Consider the following 24,059-nt stretch of genomic DNA (forward strand, 5'->3'; position numbering starts at 1 on the left):
GAACTGAGTCGCTGCATAAAACCCCCGTTCTGACCGTGTCGCGAGGGGGTCAATTCCTCGTGTCGTCAGGGGGTCAATTTTCCACGTCGCCCGACAGCAGGCGTTGTGCCCTGATATTATCCGCCGGTGCGGGGCGCAATAGCTCCGCGCGCATCGATCACCGCGCCTCGGCTTCGCAGCGCGGACTCGTTCTCGTCGGAACTGGCGGCGTGCTCTTTGGCCACGCGATGAGTGACGTGCTTCTTCACCGTCGCGATACCCTCGGCCAAGAACCAGCATTTGCGGTGACCGTCCATCCGATACACCCAATGCTGACCAATGGCGGTCGAGGTGCCAGGCATTCCGCTTGCGGCGGAGAGGTTGGAGCGGGTTCGCGGGGAGTGATATTGAAGAACTCGGCAAAAGGGTTCTCAAACTGGCCAAGTAAAATCGCAAATGACGGACATCGAAAACTCCCGATGTGCCCCCGGGCATGAGCCTTCGCGGCGACACGGGCTCCCATGCGGCTTAAATCTGGCAGCGTTATGATTAATTGTGCGCCGGGCCATCCGAATCCAATAGAGTCGTCCAGCGCCGTTGGGGTGCAACTCGGCAGTGCGCTCAATAAATCCAGCCAACTGCATTTCTCTACGCATTGATCTCCGCGGTCCGCGACGCAGCCGCTCGATCGCCATCGCTGCGGCAACGTTGCGCTCATCTCGGCGCGAGCAATGGCCGTGCGAAAGCGCAACTGGTCGGGCGGTAAATTTGTGGATGTCACGATATCAGTCTGCGAGCCCCTAGCGAGAGTTACCCCTCGCACCAAATTAAACGCTTCGCCACGATATTACCGCCGTGGTGCCTTTCTTCCTGCTACCTCCGCATTTAAATGTGGATTGTATGGCTAATATTTAGCTGGCGCCTTGTCTGCTCCTTCATTCCCGAGTTGTCTGCCTAGGCCTTCTCCCAAGAATTCGGATCGAGCCATGGACACCGCGCATTTCAATTCGCTCTCCATTGACGAGCTCTGGATACTTCACCAACACGTCACCGTCAGCCTCACTCAAAAAGTGTTAGTGAAAAAAGCACAATTGGAGGAACGGCTCCAAAAGATTGGACTGCCAGACGAGGCCCCACGGTTCGTTCGTAAGCGCCGTCCATACCCGCCCGTTCATCCCAAATATCGCAATGGAAGAACCCGTCGGAGACATGGTCCGGTCGCGGCAGGTTGCCTCGGTGGCTGCGGCCGCAGCTTCGAGGCGGCGGGAAGTTGGATGACTTCCTAATCGAGCAGGCTTCGGTTCAAAAGCGGCAGACAAATTGAGCGCTGGGGGGCATCCGCTGGTCATCACTCCTTTGATCTTCCTGCGCGATGCACCACTGTCTATTCGTGCCGACATGCATCGGCTGTTAAGGGTTGGTTTAGTTCCCAGCATGATCATTGGGGACCACAAGGGACCCGAGCATGCCACTGCATCATGCGAATACCTTGGAGAGGTTCGAGACGGTCGCGGATCAAGGCAGTTGCGAGGTCACGACTTGGCCTGTCACTCTCGACCAATCAGATTTCTCGAGCTCCAATCGAGATGAGATCCTGGCCCTATTGGCGCCAAGCGGCCATCCAAATCGCACCATTTGGCTCGTCGTGGCCGCATTGGCTGGGGGCTTCGGGTTGGGATGGGCTGGGGCTTGGTACGGTCCTGCAACTATCTCGGTTCTCAACCCAATTGCTCAGGTAGAAACGGTTTCGCGCCGCATGCCTGACACAAAGTCAGGCGGTAGGATCGAAAGCGCCCGAAAGATAGCATTAGCGTCGGCCTCGCGAACACCGCCTGGTGTAGGTCAGCCCTCCACAGTAAGCGCTAGCCTTACTCCGAAGCCCCTGACAAAAGCGTCGAGTGGGGCGCAATCGGCGGCTTCGAACCAAGCTTCTTCGGCTGTCGAGGCGGACGTGTCTGTGACCGGCTCGCTCGGGTCCGCGGAGCCGCTCCTGTCGGGCCCCGAGACAAGACCAACGACTATTGGAGGTTGGGCAGTCCTTGACGTTCGCGGCGGAACGGCGGTGCTCGAAGGGCCCGATGGGATTCGAATGGCAGCACGGGGCGACGTGGTCCCCGGCATCGGGCGGATAGACTCTATCGTGCGTTGGGGCAACCGTTGGATAGTTGCAACAGCTGGTGGACTGATCTCGACGCCCTAAACTAGGCGTTACAGTTGCGAGCGGCGATTCCTTCCGACGGAAATTGGCGGACGGAAGAGCACGCTTGAGCCGCCTAGATTACCTTCGAGCATCCAAACGTCTCTGTTTGAGTGGGCCGTTGGAAAGGCCGTGGACAAAAGTGCACAGCCATCTTCAGCCGATGCGTGCGGCTGGAGCTTAAGACAGAGAAGACCTAGCGCTAGCAGCAAGCCGCCCTTTGCTTCCTGCCGCGTCCGTAAGATCCATGTCGGCCGGCACAGCCGGAGAAAGAGGCAGCGTCAGTTCGGTCGCGAGAGCTTCTCCAACTCAACTTGGGTCGGCCCGATGTGCTTGGGACATGAGCCGGTCGGAAGATCGGTAACGGGCGACGTCTGTCGGATCGGATCTGGGCGCGCGTGCCGAGACATCGGCCCCGTTACATGCGCCCCTTTCAGCGCCGTGAGCGGCTTTACTAACGAACTAGCGTTGATGGCCGAGACCAATACCTAGCACTCGTGCCTTCTGCCTCAACGATCCTTCGGATCGCTTCATCATTTTAGACAGCTTCGTAACCGGCGTTCTGGCTCGCGAATGTGCTTTCAATAGCTTGATGTCGGATGCCGTGTATTCCTTGCGGACGAGCTTCTTCTTCGTGACATTCTTGGCCATTTCGATCTCCAAGTTGATTCGGAGTGGCTTAGTATCACGCTCGCGCTCATGATCAAGCTACGGACCAAGTTCCGATTAGACGATGCCTTTGCAGCGTCCAGATTGATGCCGAAGACCATCAGACTAGTTCACGGCATCAGTTTTGTTGAAAAGGCCCTGACTCAGATGTCGGACAGCTGAGCGGAGGAGATTTGCTCCCGTGATGTGGAGGTGTGCGGTCGCCTTGACATGCCGCGAGGCATGGAAGTCGGACGGAAAATACTGCATTATCATCAGTGCATGGTTGCTCATGAACCGTCATGGCGACCGGTCTCCCCTCTGGCCAGCATGACCAAGCCGCGGAACTGGAAGTGTTCTCTGTCCAAAAACGAAAGCCTCGTACGAAGGCCGAAATCGCCGCACACGAAGACATAACACCACCGATAGTGGACCGCCCATAATCAGGCTCGCGAGAATGCGCGCCATTGTTTATTGCCTTTTTGTCAGGCCCACGAGAGTGCGGGGAGCATGTGACACCGCTGACGGGGATCTCTTCTGGCTTCAAGTTCGGCACCAAACCGCGAGCTGGAGATCGAATGGCCGCATCTCCCGGTGAATGACGAGGTCGAAAAAGGGCCGTCTACAGTGTGCTAGAATAAAATGATGAAAGCGGCTTTCTTCGCGGTGACTTTCAGTGTCGGTGGCGATGGCGATAAGTGTGGCGTCGTCAGGACGAGGTAATGGAGCTTGTCATAGGTGAGGTCATTTTCCTCTTCGAGCCACTGCTTGGCGAGCACATCTGCCGCGCATTCCTCAGAGGACATCTTCTCTCAGCAGGTATGCCGTCGCCCGAGCCCCGTTTCAAAACCTGCGATGTTTGGAAGGGGTGAGGATATGCCAAAACGGAGATCGAGGACGCCAATGGGCAGATTGCAGGCGCACGCAGGCCAATATGGATGTTATCCTGGAGCAAGTGTGCCGAGAGCTTCCGAACGGCGGAGATCATGATAGCCGCAAGTTCATCGCAGAGCAGTTGATCCAGTCTGCGCAGGCAGGTCACGTTTCTCTCGGTGAACTGACCGCGGTTGCGCGTCGCGCAATGATCGAGCTGAAAAACCGCCCGATGTCGGCCTGACGCCACGACGCCGCTGGTCTATTCGCCTTCACGAACGAACTCCACTCCGATCCGGTTACCCATTGACCAGATCAAGCGGCACTCCCTGACCATGCGACTGCACTCGAGCATCAGAGTAAACCGCGCTCTCATAAAGCGGCTGTCCGGCAGCTCGATAGCAGCGCCATAATCGGAGATGTTCCGCACCCGACAGCGAAGGCTTGATCCGTCACCTGAAATGTACGCAACCTCGTCGACTTCGCTGCGCTCCTGTCTGCGACGATCGGTTGTCATCACTTCACCAGCGTTTCGCCGCGTCGCGCTCTCTTCGAAACTCGACCGCGATTGATGAATTGAACGCCGGCGAACTCTCCGTTGACCCAGGAGAGCTCGCAGTGTCGGTAGGCTAATCCGATCGGCGACAGTACGAGGAAAAATTCCTTCTGGCCGATACCTGTCACCGCACCGTCAATCACTAGCTTTGCGCCAAATTCGCAAACATCATGAATTTTGGAGGCGCGCTGCCATGTGCCGTCGATCGCCATCAACCGCGCTTCGATTGGCCGTTCGAAGACGACGCGCCTGTCGGATCGTTGTTCCGCCTCACTCATGAACCACCCCGTGTGGCCTTCGGGCAGCCGCTCAGAGTAAGGCAAGAGCGTTGACGGTCTGTGAACGAACAGTTGGGCCGCTGCGAGCGCCCAACACGCGCGTCTGGGTAGCGCGCTATCGCTGACTGCCCGGCTCGGTTGATGCCTACGATGAGCCGCCGGCTCAACGCGCGAAGCTGACGGCGAAGCGGAAAACCCGCTTATGAGGCCCGCCCGCCCGGAGACTACGCTCCCGACCGCGCTTCGTCGCATGGCCGCCAGCATCAATCCTAGCACTGGGCGGGGCCGCCGGCCGAAGGGCCGGCGCCCCCTCGCCGCGAAGACGCCAGTACGCGAACAAGGGCGACTTCGCGACTGCATCCGGCATCGGCGCGCCCGCCGGCAAGCGCAATGAGATACGATCGTTAGTGTTACTTGGGTCGGTTAGTGGTGACTGGTCGCTTCGCTAATGACCTGCGCGAGGTGATCGCCTCCACCTTCTTCAGCGTCTGTGCAAACTCAGATTGGAGATGCTGTTCGTGCTTCGGGTCTGTAGGCTCCGAGAGGAATGCAACCTTCACGAGGAAGCGGTTCAGTAGCGATGCTATCGCAAGGTTTTCCGAGTGCTGTGAGCGCAGGACCGTGAGTTGCCGACGCATCTCGATAAGGTCAAGTTTTCCGCCGTCTGACTGCTGTTTCAAATACAATGGCCTGCAATCAAACGAAGCCGCCGCGTCGAATATAATGGCGCGACGGCTCCGCCATTGGGGACCCGGACCAAGGGCAATGTCCGGCCATAAGAAGCTAGCGCTCCGCAGCTTCGGTGCAATCAACCTCTGGAATTAAGCTTGATGTCGCGGTGGCGAGTTAATTCTGGAACCAGGAAGGAGGAGCATTCAACGTGGTCAGACCGCCAGGGCTCACGACGCACGCGCCTGGGCTCGTTCCCGCTCGACTTCCTCAGCGTCCTTGTCATCGATGTTCATAAGGGAGTTTTTGGCATCGCCGTGAACCTTCAGCAGCTCGTCGAGCTTCGCATGAATGGCTTGCGTGTCGCGGTGCTCGGCGCGCTGGATCACGAGGGTCATTCCCCAGGTCGCGAGAGTGGCAAGCGAATGCCACTCTAGGCCATTGCCGAAGGCGAACCAAAGCGCGGCATAAGCGAGAAACACCACGAACGCGGCTGGCCGCGAGGCCAGCACGCCTATGTTGGTCAACCAGCCTCGGATTTCCTTCAGCGCCATGACGATCAACGTGGCGCTGCTTTGGTCGGTTCCAGAAAGCTCTACAACTCGCGATCCATTGCGCAAAAGCGTCAAGGGCTCATTAAGCGCGCGCGGTTGTTCCACCTGCCTGGATGGGTGGATCAGATCGGGCTCCAGACCGCCAACTGCCGGTTCGTAAGCCTCGAGGCGAAGGAATCGAGCGCCGCTTTTTCTTCAGCAAGCGCCGAATCTGGTATGGCTCGTCGTAGCCTGTGGTCGACCCGTCGGCGTTAAGAATATCAATGCCCAACAGATAAATCGTTCCATCCGTTAAAGTTGTCGATGGGACATTGCCACTGGCGTCGACATCCGGTCAGTCCCCGAAAAGGGGTGGTCGGCAAGTTGATAGATCTCAAACTCGCGCGTTCCATCCGCGTTGTCGATTTCACGGTGGATCACATTGGCCGTGGCATCGGTTGTTGTGTGATCGTGGTAACGCCGTTGGTGAACGTCGATGTGGTTGTGTTAGGCGCTCCGGTGCCGCGGGGAGTATGCTCGTGTGAGAACTGGTGATAGGCGATGCCAAGCACGTCCATTTCCACCCGGAAGTCACCAGCGCGATGGTTGGATCTTCTCATGTCGCTGATTTAACGCGATCAACGTAAGCGCAAGCACCGCTCCGACCACGTTCGAGGACGATGATCCAGTCTCGCTTCAAGAACCCATAAGCAATCCAGAGGATAGCCCGCTGGCGAGCGCGACCAGCATCTTCAGGGAAAGGTCCTCGGTCGAACCAGGCGCACGTGCTTTACGCACTTGCTGCAAGTAAGACAGAGACGTCAAACCCGCGGCGAGAACTCCCATGGCCTGAATGGCAGTTTCCACGCCGGTCAGTTCTCGTGATGAACCCGAACGACGATATCATCTGGAAAAAAGTCGGTGGTCGGGCCGGCACGTGATCGCCACAGGTCCTTTCCTCGAATCAATGATGGGATAACTAGTTCGCGCTCGGCAATGCTCGCCACAATGCACCGGGCCGCCATGGACCACGTCTTCAGTTGGGCCGTTCAGCGAAGTCATGCGCGGCCTGCCCAAAGCATCGAACAAGGGGGCGGGCCGACCAGTGCGCCTTGTTGCATTCAGCAAGCGATTTCTGGAACAGAAGGACCGGCCGCTGGTTGCTCCGATAGACAGGAGCCGTCGCCATGCAACGCTCGAAGCCACAACCCATCCGCAACAAGCTGGACCTGACGGATCGTACCCAGGTGCGCCACGTCAGAAAGCGACTACGCCTTTCTGACGCCGAACTGATCGCGATCGTCGGTCGGATCGGAAATTCCATTTCGGCGATCAGCAAGGAAGCGACGCTGCAGAAGGCCAGCGTGGCAACGCAGGCCGCCGATGCGCTTCCTGCCGCCGTGGTCGCCTGCGCGCCCGGCACGGAGCAAACAGCAACCGAGCCTTTGCCAACCGCGCCGGTTTCTTAAATAGATTCCTCTTGGGGGCGGACATGGATCAATCAGCGCGTTCGGATGAAGCCCTGACGCGGACGGCCTCGAGCCTGCGCCGCTCCCGGATCACAGAAGGCAGGCCGTTTCCGCTCGGCGCCACCTGGGATGGGCTCGGCGTCAACTTCGCGCTGTTTTCGGCTCACGCCACCAAGGTCGAGCTTTGCCTGTTCGATGACACCGGCGAAACCGAACTGGAGCGTATCGAACTTCCGGAATACACCGACGAAGTTTGGCACGGCTATCTTCCCTCCGCCCGTCCCGGCACCGTCTACGGCTACCGCGTCCACGGTCCTTATGAACCCGACGCGGGACACCGCTTCAATCCCAACAAGCTCGTGCTAGATCCTTATGCGAGACAATTGGTCGGCCAGTTGCGCTGGGGGTCTGAGCTGTTCGGCTACCAGCTCGACCATGCTGACAAAGATCTCTCCTACGACGAACGCGACAGCGCGTCGCTGATGCAGAAATGCCGCGTCATCGACCCCGCCTTTACCTGGGGCGTGGCGCGCAAGCCGGAAGTGCCGTGGGAGCGTACTATTATTTACGAAATGCACGTGAAGGGCTTTACGCAGACGCATCCACTGGTTCCTGAAGCAGACCGCGGCACATTCTCAGGGTTGGCGCACTTTGAAATTCCCTCTTATTTGCGCTCGCTTGGCATAACCAGCGCCGAGCTGTTGCCGATCCATGCTTTCGTCGACGACGGTTATCTGGTGGAGAAGGGCCTTCGCAACTATTGGGGGTACAATTCCATTGCCTTCTTTGCACCGGAGCCACGGTATCTCAAGGCGCCGCTCGCGAACGAATTCAAGACTATGGTTAACCAGTTCCATGCCCATGGCATCGAGGTCATTCTTGACGTCGTCTACAATCACACTGCGGAGGGGAACGAGCTCGGCCCGACCCTGTCATTCAAGGGCATCGACAATGCCAGCTATTACCGCCTGCTGCCGGACCAGAAGCGCTACTACATCAACGACACGGGCACCGGAAATACGGTGAACCTCTCGCACCAGCGCGTGCTCCAGCTGGTCGCCGATTCTTTGCGCTATTGGGCCAGCGAGATGCGGGTCGACGGCTTCCGTTTCGATCTAGCCACTATCCTGGCGCGGGAGCCCTATGGCTTTGACGAAGGCGGCGGCTTCCTCGATGCATGCCGCCAGGATCCTGTACTCTCCAGCGTCAAGCTGATCGCCGAGCCTTGGGACATCGGACCGGGCGGCTATCAGGTCGGCCAATTTCCGCCGGGATGGGCGGAGTGGAACGACAAATTCAGGGACGCTGTGCGTGCCTTCTGGAAGGGCGATCCCGGCACGATTGCCGACTTTCCCAAGCGTATCTCAGGATCGGGCGATCTCTTCAACAAGCGCGGACGGCGGCCATGGGCCAGTGTGAATTTCGTGACGGCCCATGACGGCTTCAACCTCAACGATCTCGTCGCGTACAACGACAAGCACAACGAGGCGAATGGCGAGGAGAACCGCGACGGCCAGAGCAACAATCATTCCTGGAACTGCGGGGTCGAGGGTCCGACCGACGATCCCGCGATCACCGCGCTACGCGAGCGCCAGAAACGGAATCTGTTCGGGACGATGCTGCTCTCCCATGGTACACCCATGCTGCTCGGCGGCGACGAGTTCGGACATACCCAGAAGGGCAACAACAACGCCTACTCCCAGGACAACGAGACCACCTGGCTTGACTGGATGGGCATGACCGCTAACGGCCGCAACCTTCGCGAATTTGTGCGAAAGCTGATCGCTACACGCAAGGCATTTCCCATTCTCTACCGCAGCCGCTTCCTGGTCGGCTCTCACAACGAGGAGCTCGACGTGAACGACGTGACCTGGCTGTCTCCAACCGGCGAGGAGATGATGACGGACCAATGGGAGGACGGCAACGCCAAGTGCTTGGGGATGCTGCTTGACGGACGCGCCCAGGAGACCGGAATCAAACGCCGTGGCTCGGATGCGACCCTGCTACTGGTCTATAACGCGCACCATGACGTCGTAAACTTCATCTTGCCGGCCGTCGCCGACGGGCTCAGTTGGCTAGGCCTGATCGACACCAACCAGCCGGACGCGCGCATGGTCGAGTTCGAGTTCGGGCACGCTTACGCGGTGACCGGGCGATCCTTGTTGGTGTTTGGGCTTGCCAACGATAACCTCGCAACGCGCCGCCTGCGGCACGGTCTCGGCGCGCTGTTAGACATCGCTGACACGCCTCTATCTCGCTAGATTCATGAGCCTCGACACCGCCGCTCAGCGGTCCACCTCGCCGAACACGATGTCCAGCGATCCGAGGTCGCCGAGACGTCGGCGAGCAAGTGGCCCTTGCACAGGAAGTCCATCGCGCAGATGGGCAAATCCCGGCGACCGGATCTTGCACTTGTAGGCTTTGTTAGTCCCGTCCGAGACGAGGAACACGCCGAACTCACCTTTGAGTGCTTCGACTGCGACGTAGATCTCGCCGGCAGGAAGATGAAAACCTTATGCCCGAGAATCCCCATGCCGATGCCTGCACGAGCGCCACTCTGTCGATACCCACGTTGCCCGCCTTGAAGATCCGGTTGAGCGAGAGCAACGAGTCCAGGTCGTCGACGACACGCAGGAATGGATCGCACCAGGCCTCGCTGTCATCGATCAGCTTGGGCGGAAGGTCCTGATGCACGCCGCCTGGACGGAATCGTTTGTATGCATCCGGCTCCCGGAGGCACGCTCCTAGAACAGCATGAGTCTTTTGCGCCTAAGTGCCTGAGATTGCTGGCGCTCCCTAGGGCACTTTAAGTTCCGAGGCAAATCAAACACTTAGGGAAGGTGGGACAGAAAGCGTTTCTACAGTTTCTCGACACTCGAGGGAAGCTCATCGCTCCTTTGCGAGCTTCTTTCGATATTCAAGCGCAGGAAGCCCACCCCAGCCCCAGTTGTCCGTATCGACTTCGTCAATGATCACGAATGTTGACTCAAGCGGCTTCTTCAGCACATCGAACAGCAGCTCGCTCGCGCCCTTGATCAGCGCGGCCTTTTCGGTCGCGGAGACGGACTGGACGCCAGTCGTAGTGCCCTCACGCGTAACCTGTATCGTCACAATCGGCATGGTCATATCCTTTCCCTAGAGCAATTTGACGTCGCGATAGGTGCGCGTTAGTGGCCAGCGCTTTGCCCGCCATCGACGTGCAGGATCTCGCCAGTGACGAAGGCTGCGTTCTCCAGATAGAGCACCGCATCGACCACGTCGCTCGCCTCTCCCATTCTCCCGACTGGATGTAGTTTTGAGAGAAACGCGTGCGTTTCCACTGGGTGCATCGGAGTCTTAATGATGCCCGGCGAAACGGCATTGACCCGGATGCCTCGCGACGCGTACTCGATGGCAAGCGACCTGGTTGCGGCATTCAGTCCGCCTTTAGTCATCGCCGCGAGCGCTGACGGAACGCTGCTGTTGGGATGATCGACCAGACTGGTCGTGATCTGCACAACATGTCCCGAGCCCCGCTTCAGCATCTCGGAAGCGACGCGCTTCGTGAGGCGGAAGAACCCGCCCAGGTTGATCGCAACAATCGAGGCGTAGTCATTTTCGCTGTAGTCGACGAACGGCTTGGCGATGAAGATCCCCGCGTTGTTGACCAGAGTGTCAATGCGACCGAAGCGATCAAGACCCTGGCGGACGATGCGCTCCGCCGTCTCGGGGGCGGCGATGTCGCCGGCGACGTTTAGAACCTCCGGATCCGACGACGGCTTGATCGAGCGCGAGTTGGCGATAATGCGGTAGTTGCGATCGCGAAATCCCTTGACGAGATCCGCGCCGATGCCTTGCGTCGCACCGGTGACGATAGCGACCTTCTGTTCAGTGCTCATAGTTAGCTCCGTTAGGTTGCGTCAAGTTGGTCTGGTATTGTCTGTGTTCATCCTCGATCAGTACGGCGGCGCCTTGCGTTGCCGCTGCGCCTTGCCGGCTTCGACCCACCACATCAGATCGTTGGCGAAGCGCGGGAACGCCTGCTCCAGCGCGGCGCCGGCTTCGCCCGTGGGTTCACCTTCAGCCGACAGTGCCTGCCCGATTGGACCGACAGCAACCGTGCTTGAGATCACCACCATCCCCATCTCGGAGAGGGTGCCGTGCCACGCAGTTCCGGCGCGTGCGCCTGACAAACGGCCGGCCGAGTAGCTGACGATGGCGGCCGGCCGCCAGAACCATTCCTCCAGGAAATGGTCGGTCAGGTTCTTCAGTCCAGGCTGAACGCCCCAATTGTATTCGCCGGTGACGAAGACAAACCCGTCAGCGGCGCGAATCTTTTGCGCCAGTTGCTCGAGAGCCGCCGGGGCTTCGCCCTTCGGATACTCTTTGTACATACGGTCGAGCATCGGTAGGTTGATCGTCTTGGCGTCGATCAGCTCGACATCGTCGCCGCGGCGCCGCAACCGCTCGACGACGAATTCGGCCAAGCGAATACCCATTCGGTCCGATCTATAGGAGCCATAGAAAACGAGAATTCGATTATTCATCGCATTCACCCAGCGGCCGAAATTGAGAGAGCGTGCGGTTCGCCGGCCGCCGGCGAACCGCAGCTAATGATGGAGACGCCGTCGCAGTTATTGCGGCAGGGGCTTGCCGGCCTGCTCGTTGACGATGTACTCGGCGTACCAGTCGGGCCAGTTGACATCGTGCTCACCGGTTCGCTTCTCGTGTTCGCCATGCGCTGCCGCAGCGCGGCGGAGCGCAGCCGCAACATCGGACATCGAGGCGAAGGTCGTGTCGCCTTCCACGCGTCCGGGAAGGCGCGTCGTCACCTCCTGCAGCAGCCAGCCGTTACCGTCCGGATCATTGAATGAGGCCAGGGTAAAATAGCTGCGGCGTTCGGGATCCGGGCCGCTGACCCGGACGCTTCCGAATAGGTGCGGCTCGTCGGCGCCGCGGTAAACGTCACCGCCGCCGTGAAACGTTTCACTGACCTTCACACCGCGCCTGAGTAATTCCTCGCGTGCCGCTTCGATATCGGACACGATCAAGTAAAGTCCCTTTGCGGAGCCGGGCGCCGCGCCGGTGACCTCCGTGCCGAAGATGACGGAAGCTGCGGAACCGGGTGGCGTGAATTGGACGATGCGGAAGCCGTTCTCGAAGGCGAAATCGGCGTCTAGGCGCCAGCCAAGGCCTGCGTAGAACTGCTTGGAGCGCTCCACATCGGAAACAGGGATGACGATTAGCTCGAGCTTCATGTCCGCCGCACGGACCTTGGCGGGATTGACAGTGACAGTCATGGTTCTCTCCTTGATGTTGTAGTGGCAGATTCCACGCACGCTATCGGGCCCCAGCGCGCATGTGAGTTGAGCTGGCCGCTTCTGACTCGAAGACGACCGCGGGACCGAATTGCACGAGAATGAGAAGAAGGCTCGCACCCAGCACTATAAAGGCGAGCAGCTTGCGCACCTTCATCATCCCGTGTGCAGCGGTGCCGAAGAATCCCGGCGGCCATGCCTGATCTCGGTTGACATCTTCTTGCTCCCGCTCGTTGTTGGCAGACACGCTGCTCTCCTGTTCGGTCGCATACTGCACCCCGACCCAGCGTGTTGGCTCGTTAACCGTTGTTAGACGTTGTCAGCAGGAATTCGCCCCGTCAGAGGCCGGCGTCAGAGCGCGGTGACAACGAGAACGTCGGGGGCGTCTCGGACTGCACAGAGACCACCGCTTAACCAACTGGACTCACGAGTCTTTGCTGCCCGTCAGGACTGCCCAACAGCGTTTAACATCACCTAACGGGCCATTTGCCGCCATTTGCGCCAGTGTTTGCGGGCAACCAAGGAGTGCACCATGACCCGTCTGGAAAGAACGCTTACCGCACAACGCATCCGCCTCGAGCGTCGCCTGCCCTCTTACTGGCGGGTCACGTTCGACCATCCGCCGCTGAACATCTTCGGCCCGGAAAGCATCCCACAGCTGAATGCGATCATCGCGGCTCTGGAAACCGATGAGCAGGTGAAGGTCGTTGTGTTCGACAGCGCCGTCGAGGGGTTCTTCCTGACCCATTACGACTTCCTCGCGCCCCTCGAGGACTCGACGAGCATTCCGCCCGGACCGACCGGCCTGCAAGCTCTTCCGGATATGCTGGTGCGGCTCAGCCGCGCGCCGGTGGTCTCGATCGCCTCGATCCGTGGGCGGGCCACCGGCGTCGGCAGCGAGCTCGCGCTGGCGAGCGACATGCGTTTCGCGAGCCGCGAAAAGACCATTCTTTCCCAATGGGAGGTCGGTGCCGGCCTCGTGCCCGGTGGCGGGCCGATGGCGCGATTGCCTCGCCTGGTCGGGCGCGGACGCGCGCTGGAGATCCTGCTCAGCGCGGATGACGTTAGCGGCGACCTCGCCGAGCGTTACGGATATGTCAACCGCTCGCTTCCTGACGCCGAACTCGACAGCTTCGTCGATGCCCTGGCGATGCGGATCGCCTCGTTCGACAAGGATGCGATTGCCGAGACGAAGCGCCTTGTCGACAAGGCAAGCTTGCCTGCTGACGCGGACATCGCACCAGAGTGGGACGCCTTTATTGCCTCGCTCGGACGGCCTGCCACCCAGGCCAGGATCAAGGCGCTGATCGCGCGCGGCTTCCATCGCCCCGGCGATGTCGAGAACCGCCTCGGGCACTACGTCGGCCAGCTCGGCAGCTGAAACGCTACGGCTCGATGAAGAAGCGGGCGCGCCATGTGCGCGCTCATCTGGCAACTCAAATGGAGATCACCTATGGCCATCACCATTCAAGTCAATGGATCAGCACGCAGCGCCGATGTGGATGGCGAGACACCCTTGCTCTGGGTACTGCGAGATGTCCTCGGCATGACCGGCACGAAATTCGGCTGCGGCGCGGCGCTTTGCGGTGCCTGCACCGTTCACATTGACGGGGTCGCCACGCGGTCCTGCATCACGCCGGTCGACAGCATCGGCAACTCGCAGGTCACGACGATCGAAGCTGTCGGCAAGATTGATGCCGGCGCAAAGATTCAAAAGGCGTGGCTCGAGCATGAGGTCGTGCAATGCGGCTACTGCCAGTCGGGACAGATCATGTCCGCTACTGCGCTCCTGACGAGCAATCCACATCCGACCGATACCGACATCGATGACGCCATGAGCGGCAATATCTGCCGTTGCGGCACCTACGTCCGCATCCGCGAGGCCATCAAGCTCGCCGCGCAATCGACAGCAAAGGGAGGTTGAACCATGACCCCCGATCGTACCGGTAAGACCCACACCGTGTTCTCGCGCCGGGGCTTCCTGGCCACGGCCGGAGCAGCGGGCGGCGGCTTGATGCTGAGCCTGAGCCTGCCTTTCGGCAGAAGCGACGCTGCCGCCAGCGACTTCGCTCCGAACGCGTTCATTCGCATTCAGCGTGACGGCCAGGTCGTTCTGACGATGCCCTATGTGGAGATGGGTCAAGGCACCTACACCTCTATTCCCATGCTGATTGCCGAAGAGCTCGAGGTGAACCTCAAGCAGGTGCGCCTGGAGCACGCACCACCCAACGAAAAGCTCTACGCCAATCCGTTGCTCGGTGTGCAGGCAACCGGTAATTCGAATGCAATACGCGGTGCATGGAAGCCGTTGCGCGAAGCGGGAGCCACCGCAAGGACCATGCTCATCGCCGCGGCAGCCGGCCGCTGGGGTGTCGATCCGAAGTCCTGCAGCGCGCAAGACGGTGAGGTGATTCACTCCCCGACAAAGCGCCACCTGAAATATGGCGAGATCGCAGCTGACGCAGCGAAGGTCCCCGTGCCGACCAGTGTCATGCTCAAGACGTCCGAAGCATTCAAGCTGATCGGCACTCCGGCCAAGCGTCTCGACGCAGCGGGAAAGGTCAACGGAACGGGCGTCTACGGCATCGACGCAAGACCGGACGGGGTCAAGTTTGCGACGCTGGCGCAATCGCCGACGTTCGGCGGCCGACTGAAGACTGTGGACGATGCGGCAGCCATGGCAGCCAAGGGCGTGCGCCAAATCGTGAGGCTCGACGACGCGGTTGCGGTCATAGCCGACCACATGGGAGCCGCCAAGAAAGGGCTGGAGGCGCTCAAGATTGAATGGGACGATGGTCCCCACGCCGGGCTCACGACTGAAGCGGTTGCGCGCGAGCTTGAGCAGGCGACGCTTGGTGCAGGCGCGGTCGCGCAGAATATCGGCGACTCGGAGGCCGCCCTGGCGGGCGCCGCGACCAGGATCGAGGCGAAGTACCAACTCCCGTTTCTGGCTCATGCCACGATGGAGCCGATGAATTGCACGGTTCATGTCAGCAAGGATGGATGTGAAATCTGGGTTGGTAGCCAGGCGGTCGCGCGTGTGCAAGCCGCCGCGGCGAAGACTGCCGGCCTGCCGCTCGAAAAAGTCATCGTTCACAATCATCTGATCGGTGGTGGCTTCGGCCGCCGGCTGGAGGCCGATGGCGTGATTCGTGCCGTTCAGATCGCGCAACAGGTGGATGGGCCTGTGAAGGTGGTTTGGACGCGCGAGGAAGACATCCAGCACGACATGTATCGGCCCTACTGGTTCGACCGGATCACCGCCGGGCTCGATCATCAAGGTAGGCCGGTAGCTTGGCGCCACCGCTTCGCAGGCTCCTCTGTGATTGCGCGCTGGTTACCTCCTGCCTTCCGGAATGGCCTCGATCCCGACTCGACTGAAGGCGCGATCGATCTCGTCTATGGGGTACCGAGCCTTCACGTCGAGTATGTCAGGGTAGAGCCGCCTGGCATTCCGACCGCGTTCTGGCGCAGTGTCGGTCCGTCGCATACGGTGTTCGTGGTCGAAAGCTTCATGGACGAGCTAGCAGCGGCGGCAAAACAGGATCCGGTCGCCTACCGCAAGGCTCTCCTAGACAAGTCTCCGCGCGCCAGGGCGGTGCTCGATCTCGCTGCCGAAAAGGCGGGCTGGGGACGGCCCTTACCTAAGGGAATGGGCCGCGGCGTCTCGGTGCAATCCGCCTTCGGTACCTACCTGGCGCAAGTTGCCGAAGTCGAGGTCTCGAAGGATGGAGCTGTGCGCGTACGGCGATTCGTATGTGCCGTTGATTGCGGCACCGTCATCAACCCCGACACCATCGAGGCTCAGATCCAAGGCGGAATCGTCTTTGGCGCCACAGCCACGCTCTACGGCGAGGTCACGCTGAAGAACGGACGTGTCGAACAGACGAACTTCGACACTTATCAGATGCTGCGCATGAACGAAGCCCCAGCGGTCGAAGTTCATATCGTCAACAGCTCGGAGCCACCAGGAGGCGTGGGCGAGGCCGGCACCTCAGCGATCGTGCCGGCGATCAGCAATGCCATCTTCGCAGCAACCGGCAAGCGTCTGCGGAAAATGCCCGTTGATCGCGGTTTGCTGAAGCAACCAGGTTGAGGTGGGAGGGGAAATGATTCCACTATTGAGCGACGCAATCCAGGCCCATGGTGGCCTGGATCGCTGGAGGGCTCGGCGCAGCCTCGCTGCATCCATTGTAACCGGCGGCGAGCTGTGGGCATTGAAGGGCATCGATCAGGATCGAAGCCCGCGCACGATGCGGATCGATCTTCATCGCGAATGGGCTTCGGTCGAGCCTTTCGGGAAGGCGGGCCAGCGCACCGACTTCACTCCTGAGCGCATCGCGATCGAGGCAGAAGATGGACGAGTTATCGCCGAACGACGACATCCCCGCGCATCGTTTGCACGACACGATATGCGGACACATTGGGACCCACTGCACCGAGCCTACTTCAATGGATACGCGCTCTGGACCTACTTGACCACGCCCTTCCTGCTTGCAACGGACGGGTTCAAGGTCCGCGAGATCGATCCGTGGCGCGAGGGAATGGAGACGTGGCGAGGATTGAGGGCCATCTTCCCTCCGGAGATCGCGAGCCACGGCACCGAGCAGGACTTCTATTTCGGGCCGGACATGTTAGTCCGCCGGCACGATTATCGAGTGGAAATCGCGGGGGGGGTTGCAGCCGCCCAGTACATTTCTGATCCGGTCAGGGTCGATGGGATCAAGATGCCAACGAAGCGGCGTGCCTACCTGCGTGACGAAGATCTCGCGCCAGTGCTCGATACCCTCTTAGTATCGATCGACCTCTCCGACTTTCGCTTCAGCTGAACAGTTGGGTCAAAGGATGCCTCTTCCAGCAGGCGCCGAGCAGCTTTCAGGTCGTTGGTCTCAAAGCCTTCTGAAAAGCGAGCATAAGTCTCGGCAAGACCCTCCAACGGTCTCGCGACGCCTTGCTGGAGTCGAAGCCGGGCAAGAGACATCTCGGTTCGCAACTTCCAAGACAGCGCCCCCTGCTGTTCGGCCAGCGCAACCGAGGCGGCCAGGCTTGCTTCCGCTGCCCTGAGGTCCCCGCCGACGACTTCGAGCTCTCCGCGCAGGCGCAGAAGCTCGGGCGTGTCGAAGGTTTCCCCTTCCGTATCGACGCGTGCGATGGCCTGGCCGAGGATCTTCAGCCCTTCGGGCAGCTCGCCCGAGGCAGCCAATGCCTGGGATAACTCCCCCACAAAGGAGGAAGCATAGAGTTCATAACGATCCGCATGCAGGCGTGGTAGCACGGTCCGCAACAGCTCGATTCCCGGCTTCAATTCCCCTCGGGCGATCAGCGTCTGCGCACGAAAGCCGTCCGCGACGGCTTGATAGGGCGTCAGTCCATGCGCACGGGCATGAGCCGCCAGGCGACTGGCCATCGACTCGACCGCGGCCCAGTCACCTACCCACCCGAACACAGACGCGGACCAGCAAAGCGCAATGCTATGCATCACGGCGTCCCGCGGCGCTGCCGCGGCAATCAGCGGGCCAACGCAGTCCACCGCTCGGTCTGGAAAGCCGCGCAGCCACAAAACGCGTGCGAGCGGAATCTGCGGCGTTCTTGAGTAAGCGAAGTGGCCGGGCTGCGCCTCGCGAAGTGCCGTCTCGCCCGACACGCCTTCGTCCAGATGGAGCTGGGCGGCGGGTTGGTTGCCGATGAGATGGTAAGACACGCCGACCAGAGCCTTGGCCCCCGCGATCCCTGCGGTGTCGCCGATCGCTCGCGCGACCCGCTCAGCCTCGAGGGCAATCGGAAGCAGATGGCGGTACTGACCTGTTCGTCGATAGAACATGTTCAGCCGCGCCAGCAGCCTGAACTTGCTGAAATTGTCGCCCAGCGCTTCGGCGATATCCAGGCCGCGACGGAGCGCGGCTTCGGCCTGCTCGCCATTGCACTCGGTAAACATGAAGGCATGTCCGAGAGTCGCCTGAAGTTCGAGTTCCCACGCGCTGCCGCGGGTCTTGTCGTCGAGCATCGTCAGCGCGCGGCTAGACCAGAGCCGCCCCTCGTTTAGCAGATTGAGTTCGACGAACAATCTGGCGCAGGCGCCGGCCAGCGGCACACGCAGTTCGCCGCCGTCGTCGTTCGCGTAAGCCCAGCTCAGGGCCGCGCGAGCATCGGCAAGCAGCCCTGCGCGCTCCTGCGAACGGGCGACCTGATCGCCACCGCTCGATTCGGCCGTGGTCGTCTCAAGTGCGTGCTGAACATATTTGACATGTCGGCGGGCGATGCTCATTGCCTCACCTGCCTCGGCGAGCTTCTGCATGGCATAGGCGCGGGTGGTGTCCAGCAGGCGATAGCGGGTGGAAGCGCCTTCAAGCCGGGCCGAAACCAGTGACTTGGCGAGAAGCTGCTCAACCATTGCGACGACGCGATCCGCCTGTCCACCCTCCTCGCCCGCGACCGCCACCGCACCCTGCAGCGTGAACGGTCCGGCGAAAACGGCGAGACGCCGAAGTGTGGTCCGCTCGCTCTCGCTGATCAGACCGTAGCTCCAGTCCAGCGCCGCTCCGAGCGTCTGCTGCCGCGGAGGTGCTGTCCGCCGCCCGCGCCACTCCAACTTCAGCCGGCCGTCGAGCAGGCTTGCGATCTCCCGCAGCCCGTGCGCGCCAACCCGAACCGCGGCAAGTTCGATCGCCAGTGCGATGCCGTCGAGCTTGCCACAGATCTCGGCCAGAACATCTGCATCCTCGTCCAAAATGTCCGCACGATGCCCGGCCGCCGCCGCTCGTTCCACAAACAGGCGCGCCGCAGGATAGCTCAACACCTCACTTGCGCTCAGCCCGGCTCCTTGTGGGGGACCTTGGAGGGGAACGAGTTCAAAGATCTGCTCTCCCTGGACCAGCAATGATTCACGGCTAGTCGCCAGAAGGCTCACGCCGGGAGCCTGCTCGTAAATGCTCTCTGCAAGCCCTGCGACGGCCTCGATGACGTGCTCGCAACTGTCGAGGACGAGAAGCAGGCGCTTATCGCGCAAAAAATTGATGATGCTGTCGGTTGGATCGGCATGGTGCACGACGAGGCCCAGAGCCGATGCGACTGTGCTGGCGACGAGCGCGGCATCTTTTAGAGTGGCCAAATCGAGAAAACGCACCTGGCCCTCGAACGCCCTCCACATGTCGTGTGCCACCGCGACTGCGACTGTGGTTTTTCCGATACCGCCGGCTCCCCTGAGAGTGACGAAGCGCTTATCCAGCAACAAACTCGACAGTTCCTGCAGAATCTCCTCGCGCCCCACCATCCGCTCAAGACGGTGAGGCAGTGAAACCGGCGCCACTTGGTCAGGCGTGCTGGTCGCTAATAGGGAAGCTGGTATCGGTACCGGTACGCTTCGTTGCACAGGAGCAACAAAGCAATAGCCACGGCTCGGCACGTTCGTGATAAAGCGCGCGCCCGCCTTGCCGTCACCGAGCGCCTTGCGAAGTTCGGCGATGTGCACGCGCAAGCTGATTTCCTCGACAACAAGGCCGGGCCACGCGTGAGCCAGCAGTTCGCTCTTTGGGACGACGTCGCCGGCTCGGTCGACCAAAAGCCGGAGGATATCAAGCGCTCGGCTGCCCAGCTTAACCGGCACGCCATCCTTTTCGAGCAATCGCGTTCTGTTGTGGAGAGTGAACGGCCCAAAGGCGATAGCGTCCGGCGCATGAGACGTCCCGGCGGGGTTCATGCGCGAAGCATCTGGTGTTTCATGTCCCGTCACGCGCGACCACCTGCAGCGCCTTGATCAGCGGATGTCAGGAACACGCGACGACGGCCGCTCTCGTTCGAAACAGATTGCGACAAAATCCCGGCCATCTGAACCCATACGATCGCCAAAACTGCTCTCGAAAAAAACGCCGCGTCCCCCTTGAGAGCAAGCTTAGCCAACGAAGGGGCCTCTGGATATCCCAAATCTACGCGAAATGCGGCTGCGGCACGGCCCCACGCTGATCCATGCAACGCCGCTTAACAAGACGTAACAAGCTATTGGCCGCCTCCTGATCCATAGTCATAGGGCTAAGCGCAGGATTTTCCCGCAGACGCAGGCACCGTTCGATGAAGGAGAGCCCGATGATTACGTCACGAAAGTCCCAGATCATCGATCAACAGCGGCGCTCAATTCTGAGCAACGCCGCAAAGGGGATAGCGCTTGCCGGCGTCGCGAGCCTGTCCCTCTTTCCACCAGTCACTCAGAGCAGAGCCCTGAAATCCGACCTTTCCGCGTCCATTTTCCGGAAGAAGCTGTTCTCGATCTCCGCCGGCGCATCAACGCCACGCGATGGCCCGACGGGGAGACGGTAGACGATGGATCGCAGGGCGTACAACTCGCGGCATTGCAGGCGCTCATGCGCTATTGGGGCACGGATTACGACTGGCGAAAGGCCGAGGCCAGGCTCAACGCACTTCCGCAATTCATGACGAAGATCGATGGCGTGAACATTCACTTCATCCACATCCGCTCGGGTCTTCCGAATGCCCTGCCCCTGATCATGACTCACGGCTGGCCCGGTTCGGTATTCGAGCTGCTCAAGACTGTCGGCCCGCTCACCGATCCGACGACCTATGGTGGACGCCCGGAAGACGCTTTCGACCTCATCATGCCGTCGATTCCAGGCTTTGGCCTTTCCGGAAAGCCCACGTCCACTGGCTGGAATCCCGATCGGATCGGCCGAGCCTGGACAGAGCTGATGAAGCGCCTCGGTTACACTCACTACGTCGCCCAAGGCGGCGACTGGGGATCTCCCATTTCGAGCGCCATGGCGCGTCAGGGGCCTCCTGGACTGCTCGGCATCCACATCAACTTGCCGGCGACCATTCCATCCGAGGTGGCCGCCGCGCTCGCGGGCGGAGGACCCGCCCCACACGATTTTTCCGACAAAGAACGCGCGGCCTTCAACGCACTCAGCACCTTCAACAAGAAGTACAGGGCATATGCTGCCATCATGGGCACACGGCCGCAGACCATCTGCTACGCCCTGGCGAATTCTCCCGCTGGCCTTGCTGCCTGGATGTTCGATTATAACAATGGCGAGCCGCAGCGCTTGCTCGGCAAAGACGACATGCTGGATAACGTCACGCTGTATTGGCTGACGAATACCGCAACGGCATCGGCGCGCATCTACTGGGAGACAAGCGGCCAGAGTGTTCTTCTCTCGACCGTGCAGAAGACCGCGGACATCTCGATCCCTGTCGCGATCTCGGTCTTTCCGGAGGAGGTCTATCGGGCTCCGGAGACGTGGGCCCGGCGCGCCTATCGGAATCTGATCTACTTCAATGAGGTGGAGAAAGGCGGTCACTTTGCGGCATGGGAGGAGCCTGCGCTTTTTGCGGCCGAGCTTCGCGCCGCGTTCAGGTCGCTCCGGCCTGCACTTTAATCATTCGATGCAATTCAAACGACGAAAAAGGAGATTCGCGTGAGAAAAATCACAGCGTTGACAGCAGCGGTACTGACCGTCGCCAGCGTGCTGACGCACACAGCCTCAGCGCAGCAGCCGGGTATCAAGCGCACAGACCTGCAGCGGCACGATCTCAGCGTACCAGGGCGCGAGGTGAACCAGGTGCTTGTCGAGTTTGGGCCGGGCATATCGTTTCCGAAGCACTCACATCCGGGCGAAGAGGTCGTTTACGTGGTCGACGGTTCGCTCGAATACGCGCTCGATGGCAGACCCCCGGTAACGCTGAGGGCCGGCGAAGCGCTCTTCATCCCCGCCGGAACGCCTCATGCAGTGAAAAACGTCGGCAGCGGCACCGCCGCCGAGCTCGCCACCTACATCGTCGAAAAGGGAAAACCGCTGCTCGTTCTGAGCCCGACAAGCCCCAAGTAAGCGGCCCAATGCATCATTATGTGAAATGAGCTACCCCGCAAGCGAGCGGTCGTTAAGCCCAACGTAGTGGTGAGAGATCCACCGCAGTGCAGATCAATTGCCGCGGGGTGCATGGTCGTCGCCGTGAGCGCGGGCGAGCGCACGTACAAGCTGATGCCTGGAAAACCCTGAAGGCCCAGGCAGTGCCCGCGCGAATGAGATACGCACGTCTCACCACCCGCAAAACTCGGACCAACAGCGCTTAGCAACACACAACAAGCACTTTTGCGCACGTTGCGCGAATGTGAGCTCGCTGGCGGAGCCCCGCTGGGGCGTTCTCGCCTAATAGAAGCTGGCCTGAGATTGAGGGGTGCGGCGGACGGGTCATCGACATTTCGCTAAGCGCCGCCTCCTAACAACGTCTCACAACTCGTAACGGGCGTTCTCTGCGAGGAGAAGCTAGTTCTTAAGCAGCCGAAAACCAGTCGGTTCTCTTGCTTGAAGGATCACGACCATGCACGGTACCATCCCCGCCAAACTCGCCGAAAAGCAACTAGTCGGATGGTTGAAGCGCGTCAGCAAGCGCGCAGCCCTCGTGGGAAGTGCCGCGCTGATCGGCACTGCCGCTGTCTGGTACAGCTGGTATTGGCTCACGGAGGGCCGGTTCATCGAAACGACAGATGACGCGTATGTCGGCGCCGAAGTGACAACGCTTGCCACGAAGGTCCCTGGCTTCGTGCAAACCGTCGCGGTCACGGACAACCAGCAGGTCAAGACTGGAGACCTTCTGATCAAGCTCGATGACCGAGACTACCGCGCTCAGCTCGATCGTGCAAATTCTAGCGTCGACGCGCAGAATGCGGCGCTTGCGAACCTCGATGCGACTGTCCGCTTGCAGCACGCGGCCATCGAACAGGCCAAGGCGGAGATCTCTGCGACGACAGCCGAGGTGGAGCGCGCCAAGTTCGACGCGGATCGCTATCGCACATTGTCTGACGGACAGAACGCCTCCCTGCAGCGGTTTCAGCAGGCGGATGCAGAGTATAAGAAGGCCTTAGCGGCCGAATGGAAGGCGCATGCCGGTCTCGAAGCGGCCGAGCGCAACCTGGAGGTCATCGAGGCTCAGAAGCGGCAGGCGCGCGCCGCGCTTGGCCAGGCTCTCGCCGAACGCACTCTTGCGCAGATAAACGTCGGCTACACGGAAATCCGATCACCGATAGACGGAGTGATCGGCAACCGTGGCGCCCGGGTGGGCTCTTATGCCACCACCGGAGCGAGGCTGCTATCAGTCGTGCCGAACCAGGGTCTTTGGGTTGATGCCAATTTCAAAGAGAGCCAACTGGCCCAAATTCGTGAGGGCCAGCCTGTTACCATTGCACTCGACTTGCTGCCAGGCACTCATCTAAGAGGCCGGCTCGTGAGTGTGGCACCAGCCACTGGTGCCCAGTTCAGCGTGATCCCACCAGAAAACGCAACCGGCAACTTCACCAAGATCGTCCAGCGCGTGCCGGTGCGCATCGCGATCGACCAACACGATCAGGGGGTGAAGCTGCGGCCCGGACTTTCGGTCGTTGCGGTGTCGACGGGCGCCCGCGGCGTGATTCCGAGGTGCTGCAATGAACACCGTCGCGACATTTGGGCAGGCGGCCTGTGTTTCGGCATGGAATAAGGACCCCGTTTTCGGGGTGATCGGCATCCAATCGGGACCCCGGGATAAGGGTCCACAGTGGCTTCCATCGAGTCATGGA

At 60.5% G+C, this 24,059-nt stretch carries 23 protein-coding genes and 1 pseudogene; 11 read left to right on the forward strand and 13 right to left on the reverse strand.

All coding sequences use genetic code 11. The features are described from left to right. Positions 1-116: 116 nt before the first annotated feature. Positions 117-341, reverse strand: coding sequence for a hypothetical protein (locus IVA87_RS32070; RefSeq protein ID WP_247336990.1), 225 nt, complete (start codon positions 339-341; stop codon positions 117-119). A gap of 818 nt (positions 342-1,159) precedes the next feature. On the opposite strand from IVA87_RS32070, the gene IVA87_RS32075 reads away from it, so the two are divergent. Continuing rightward, positions 1,160-1,303, forward strand: a complete 144-nt coding sequence (locus tag IVA87_RS32075; protein WP_247337028.1) for an H-NS family nucleoid-associated regulatory protein — start codon at positions 1,160-1,162, stop codon at positions 1,301-1,303. A gap of 1,335 nt (positions 1,304-2,638) precedes the next feature. Here IVA87_RS32075 and IVA87_RS32080 read toward each other — a convergent pair. Further along, positions 2,639-2,827, reverse strand: coding sequence for a hypothetical protein (locus IVA87_RS32080; protein WP_247336993.1), 189 nt, complete (start codon positions 2,825-2,827; stop codon positions 2,639-2,641). A 629-nt stretch (positions 2,828-3,456) separates the two neighbouring features. After that, entirely contained in the window at positions 3,457-3,630 is a 174-nt protein-coding gene (locus IVA87_RS32085; RefSeq protein WP_247336996.1) for a hypothetical protein, read from the reverse strand. A gap of 128 nt (positions 3,631-3,758) precedes the next feature. Between IVA87_RS32085 and IVA87_RS32090 the strand changes: the two genes are divergently transcribed. Continuing rightward, a complete protein-coding gene (locus IVA87_RS32090) occupies positions 3,759-3,941 on the forward strand; it encodes a hypothetical protein (RefSeq protein WP_247336998.1) in 183 nt (60 codons plus the stop codon). A gap of 18 nt (positions 3,942-3,959) precedes the next feature. Here the strand turns inward: IVA87_RS32090 and IVA87_RS32095 are convergent, their stop codons facing one another. From IVA87_RS32095 to IVA87_RS32105, 3 genes are all read right to left on the reverse strand, one after another. Continuing rightward, the gene (locus IVA87_RS32095; RefSeq protein ID WP_247337002.1) at positions 3,960-4,214 is read right to left on the reverse strand and encodes a PilZ domain-containing protein; all 255 of its coding nucleotides are present in this window, start codon (positions 4,212-4,214) and stop codon (positions 3,960-3,962) included. Beyond that, positions 4,214-4,531, reverse strand: coding sequence for a PilZ domain-containing protein (locus IVA87_RS32100; RefSeq protein ID WP_247295795.1), 318 nt, complete (start codon positions 4,529-4,531; stop codon positions 4,214-4,216). Before IVA87_RS32100 ends, IVA87_RS32095 begins: the two co-directional genes overlap by 1 nt. Before the next feature lie 899 nt (positions 4,532-5,430). Then, on the reverse strand, positions 5,431-5,829 hold the full coding sequence (locus IVA87_RS32105) for a low affinity iron permease family protein (protein ID WP_346658387.1): 399 nt from the start codon (positions 5,827-5,829) through the stop codon (positions 5,431-5,433). Between the two features lie 1,091 nt (positions 5,830-6,920). On the opposite strand from IVA87_RS32105, the gene IVA87_RS32110 reads away from it, so the two are divergent. Then, positions 6,921-7,202 carry a DUF3606 domain-containing protein gene (locus tag IVA87_RS32110; RefSeq protein WP_247295797.1) on the forward strand — a complete coding sequence of 94 codons (282 nt, stop codon included), beginning with the start codon at positions 6,921-6,923 and terminating at the stop codon, positions 7,200-7,202. 23 nt (positions 7,203-7,225) lie between these two features. After that, entirely contained in the window at positions 7,226-9,463 is a 2,238-nt protein-coding gene (gene glgX / locus IVA87_RS32115; protein WP_247337005.1) for a glycogen debranching protein GlgX, read from the forward strand. A gap of 24 nt (positions 9,464-9,487) precedes the next feature. Here the strand turns inward: glgX and IVA87_RS32120 are convergent. From IVA87_RS32120 to IVA87_RS32145, 6 genes and pseudogenes are all read right to left on the reverse strand, one after another. Then, a pseudogene (locus IVA87_RS32120) lies at positions 9,488-9,970 on the reverse strand (hypothetical protein); the annotation flags it as partial. A 118-nt stretch (positions 9,971-10,088) separates the two neighbouring features. Next, entirely contained in the window at positions 10,089-10,322 is a 234-nt protein-coding gene (locus IVA87_RS32125; RefSeq protein ID WP_247295820.1) for a 4-oxalocrotonate tautomerase family protein, read from the reverse strand. Between the two features lie 47 nt (positions 10,323-10,369). Further along, positions 10,370-11,080: an SDR family oxidoreductase gene (locus tag IVA87_RS32130; protein ID WP_247337008.1), complete on the reverse strand. Its 711-nt coding sequence runs from the start codon at positions 11,078-11,080 to the stop codon at positions 10,370-10,372. A 57-nt stretch (positions 11,081-11,137) separates the two neighbouring features. Beyond that, positions 11,138-11,728: an NAD(P)H-dependent oxidoreductase gene (locus tag IVA87_RS32135; RefSeq protein WP_247337031.1), complete on the reverse strand. Its 591-nt coding sequence runs from the start codon at positions 11,726-11,728 to the stop codon at positions 11,138-11,140. Between the two features lie 87 nt (positions 11,729-11,815). After that, the gene (locus IVA87_RS32140) at positions 11,816-12,481 is read right to left on the reverse strand and encodes a VOC family protein (protein WP_247295804.1); all 666 of its coding nucleotides are present in this window, start codon (positions 12,479-12,481) and stop codon (positions 11,816-11,818) included. Positions 12,482-12,521: 40 nt separating this feature from the next. Next, positions 12,522-12,746: a hypothetical protein gene (locus IVA87_RS32145; protein WP_247295806.1), complete on the reverse strand. Its 225-nt coding sequence runs from the start codon at positions 12,744-12,746 to the stop codon at positions 12,522-12,524. A 285-nt stretch (positions 12,747-13,031) separates the two neighbouring features. Between IVA87_RS32145 and IVA87_RS32150 the strand changes: the two genes are divergently transcribed. The 4 genes from IVA87_RS32150 to IVA87_RS32165 all read left to right on the forward strand — a co-directional run bounded on the left by IVA87_RS32150 (position 13,032) and on the right by IVA87_RS32165 (position 17,328). Further along, positions 13,032-13,880 carry an enoyl-CoA hydratase/isomerase family protein gene (locus IVA87_RS32150; RefSeq protein ID WP_247337012.1) on the forward strand — a complete coding sequence of 283 codons (849 nt, stop codon included), beginning with the start codon at positions 13,032-13,034 and terminating at the stop codon, positions 13,878-13,880. A gap of 72 nt (positions 13,881-13,952) precedes the next feature. Further along, complete coding sequence (locus tag IVA87_RS32155; RefSeq protein ID WP_247295823.1) at positions 13,953-14,423, forward strand: (2Fe-2S)-binding protein; 471 nt, start codon at positions 13,953-13,955, stop codon at positions 14,421-14,423. Positions 14,424-14,426: 3 nt separating this feature from the next. After that, complete coding sequence (locus tag IVA87_RS32160; protein WP_247337015.1) at positions 14,427-16,595, forward strand: xanthine dehydrogenase family protein molybdopterin-binding subunit; 2,169 nt, start codon at positions 14,427-14,429, stop codon at positions 16,593-16,595. Positions 16,596-16,608: 13 nt separating this feature from the next. After that, entirely contained in the window at positions 16,609-17,328 is a 720-nt protein-coding gene (locus IVA87_RS32165) for a hypothetical protein (RefSeq protein WP_247337018.1), read from the forward strand. Here IVA87_RS32165 and IVA87_RS32170 read toward each other — a convergent pair. Next, positions 17,247-20,228 carry a winged helix-turn-helix domain-containing protein gene (locus IVA87_RS32170; RefSeq protein ID WP_346657721.1) on the reverse strand — a complete coding sequence of 994 codons (2,982 nt, stop codon included), beginning with the start codon at positions 20,226-20,228 and terminating at the stop codon, positions 17,247-17,249. The two genes, IVA87_RS32165 and IVA87_RS32170, sit on opposite strands and share 82 nt — an antisense overlap. Positions 20,229-20,715: 487 nt before the next feature. On the opposite strand from IVA87_RS32170, the gene IVA87_RS32175 reads away from it, so the two are divergent. The 3 genes from IVA87_RS32175 (at position 20,716) to IVA87_RS32185 (ending at position 23,980) form a co-directional block, all read left to right on the forward strand. Continuing rightward, positions 20,716-21,882 carry an epoxide hydrolase family protein gene (locus tag IVA87_RS32175; RefSeq protein ID WP_346658388.1) on the forward strand — a complete coding sequence of 389 codons (1,167 nt, stop codon included), beginning with the start codon at positions 20,716-20,718 and terminating at the stop codon, positions 21,880-21,882. 39 nt (positions 21,883-21,921) lie between these two features. Next, a complete protein-coding gene (locus IVA87_RS32180) occupies positions 21,922-22,332 on the forward strand; it encodes a cupin domain-containing protein (RefSeq protein ID WP_247337021.1) in 411 nt (136 codons plus the stop codon). 493 nt (positions 22,333-22,825) lie between these two features. Further along, entirely contained in the window at positions 22,826-23,980 is a 1,155-nt protein-coding gene (locus IVA87_RS32185) for an HlyD family secretion protein (RefSeq protein WP_247337025.1), read from the forward strand. Positions 23,981-24,059: the final 79 nt, after the last annotated feature.

The sequence above is a fragment of the Bradyrhizobium sp. 147 genome (assembly GCF_023073935.1).
GTDB lineage: Bacteria > Pseudomonadota > Alphaproteobacteria > Rhizobiales > Xanthobacteraceae > Bradyrhizobium.

Excerpts from the sequence above, each read along its gene's own strand:
- IVA87_RS32150 (WP_247337012.1), top strand. The coding sequence starts at position 13,032 with ATGACCCGTCTGGAAAGAACGCTTACCGCACAACGCATCCGCCTCGAG.
- IVA87_RS32135 (WP_247337031.1), bottom strand. The coding sequence starts at position 11,728 with ATGAATAATCGAATTCTCGTTTTCTATGGCTCCTATAGATCGGACCGA.
- IVA87_RS32185 (WP_247337025.1), top strand. The coding sequence starts at position 22,826 with ATGCACGGTACCATCCCCGCCAAACTCGCCGAAAAGCAACTAGTCGGA.
- IVA87_RS32100 (WP_247295795.1), bottom strand. The coding sequence starts at position 4,531 with ATGAGTGAGGCGGAACAACGATCCGACAGGCGCGTCGTCTTCGAACGG.
- IVA87_RS32140 (WP_247295804.1), bottom strand. The coding sequence starts at position 12,481 with ATGACTGTCACTGTCAATCCCGCCAAGGTCCGTGCGGCGGACATGAAG.
- IVA87_RS32165 (WP_247337018.1), top strand. The coding sequence starts at position 16,609 with ATGATTCCACTATTGAGCGACGCAATCCAGGCCCATGGTGGCCTGGAT.
- IVA87_RS32090 (WP_247336998.1), top strand. The coding sequence starts at position 3,759 with ATGGATGTTATCCTGGAGCAAGTGTGCCGAGAGCTTCCGAACGGCGGA.
- glgX (WP_247337005.1), top strand. The coding sequence starts at position 7,226 with ATGGATCAATCAGCGCGTTCGGATGAAGCCCTGACGCGGACGGCCTCG.
- IVA87_RS32085 (WP_247336996.1), bottom strand. The coding sequence starts at position 3,630 with ATGTCCTCTGAGGAATGCGCGGCAGATGTGCTCGCCAAGCAGTGGCTC.
- IVA87_RS32155 (WP_247295823.1), top strand. The coding sequence starts at position 13,953 with ATGGCCATCACCATTCAAGTCAATGGATCAGCACGCAGCGCCGATGTG.
- IVA87_RS32110 (WP_247295797.1), top strand. The coding sequence starts at position 6,921 with ATGCAACGCTCGAAGCCACAACCCATCCGCAACAAGCTGGACCTGACG.
- IVA87_RS32160 (WP_247337015.1), top strand. The coding sequence starts at position 14,427 with ATGACCCCCGATCGTACCGGTAAGACCCACACCGTGTTCTCGCGCCGG.
- IVA87_RS32130 (WP_247337008.1), bottom strand. The coding sequence starts at position 11,080 with ATGAGCACTGAACAGAAGGTCGCTATCGTCACCGGTGCGACGCAAGGC.
- IVA87_RS32095 (WP_247337002.1), bottom strand. The coding sequence starts at position 4,214 with ATGACAACCGATCGTCGCAGACAGGAGCGCAGCGAAGTCGACGAGGTT.
- IVA87_RS32070 (WP_247336990.1), bottom strand. The coding sequence starts at position 341 with ATGCCTGGCACCTCGACCGCCATTGGTCAGCATTGGGTGTATCGGATG.
- IVA87_RS32080 (WP_247336993.1), bottom strand. The coding sequence starts at position 2,827 with ATGGCCAAGAATGTCACGAAGAAGAAGCTCGTCCGCAAGGAATACACG.
- IVA87_RS32125 (WP_247295820.1), bottom strand. The coding sequence starts at position 10,322 with ATGCCGATTGTGACGATACAGGTTACGCGTGAGGGCACTACGACTGGC.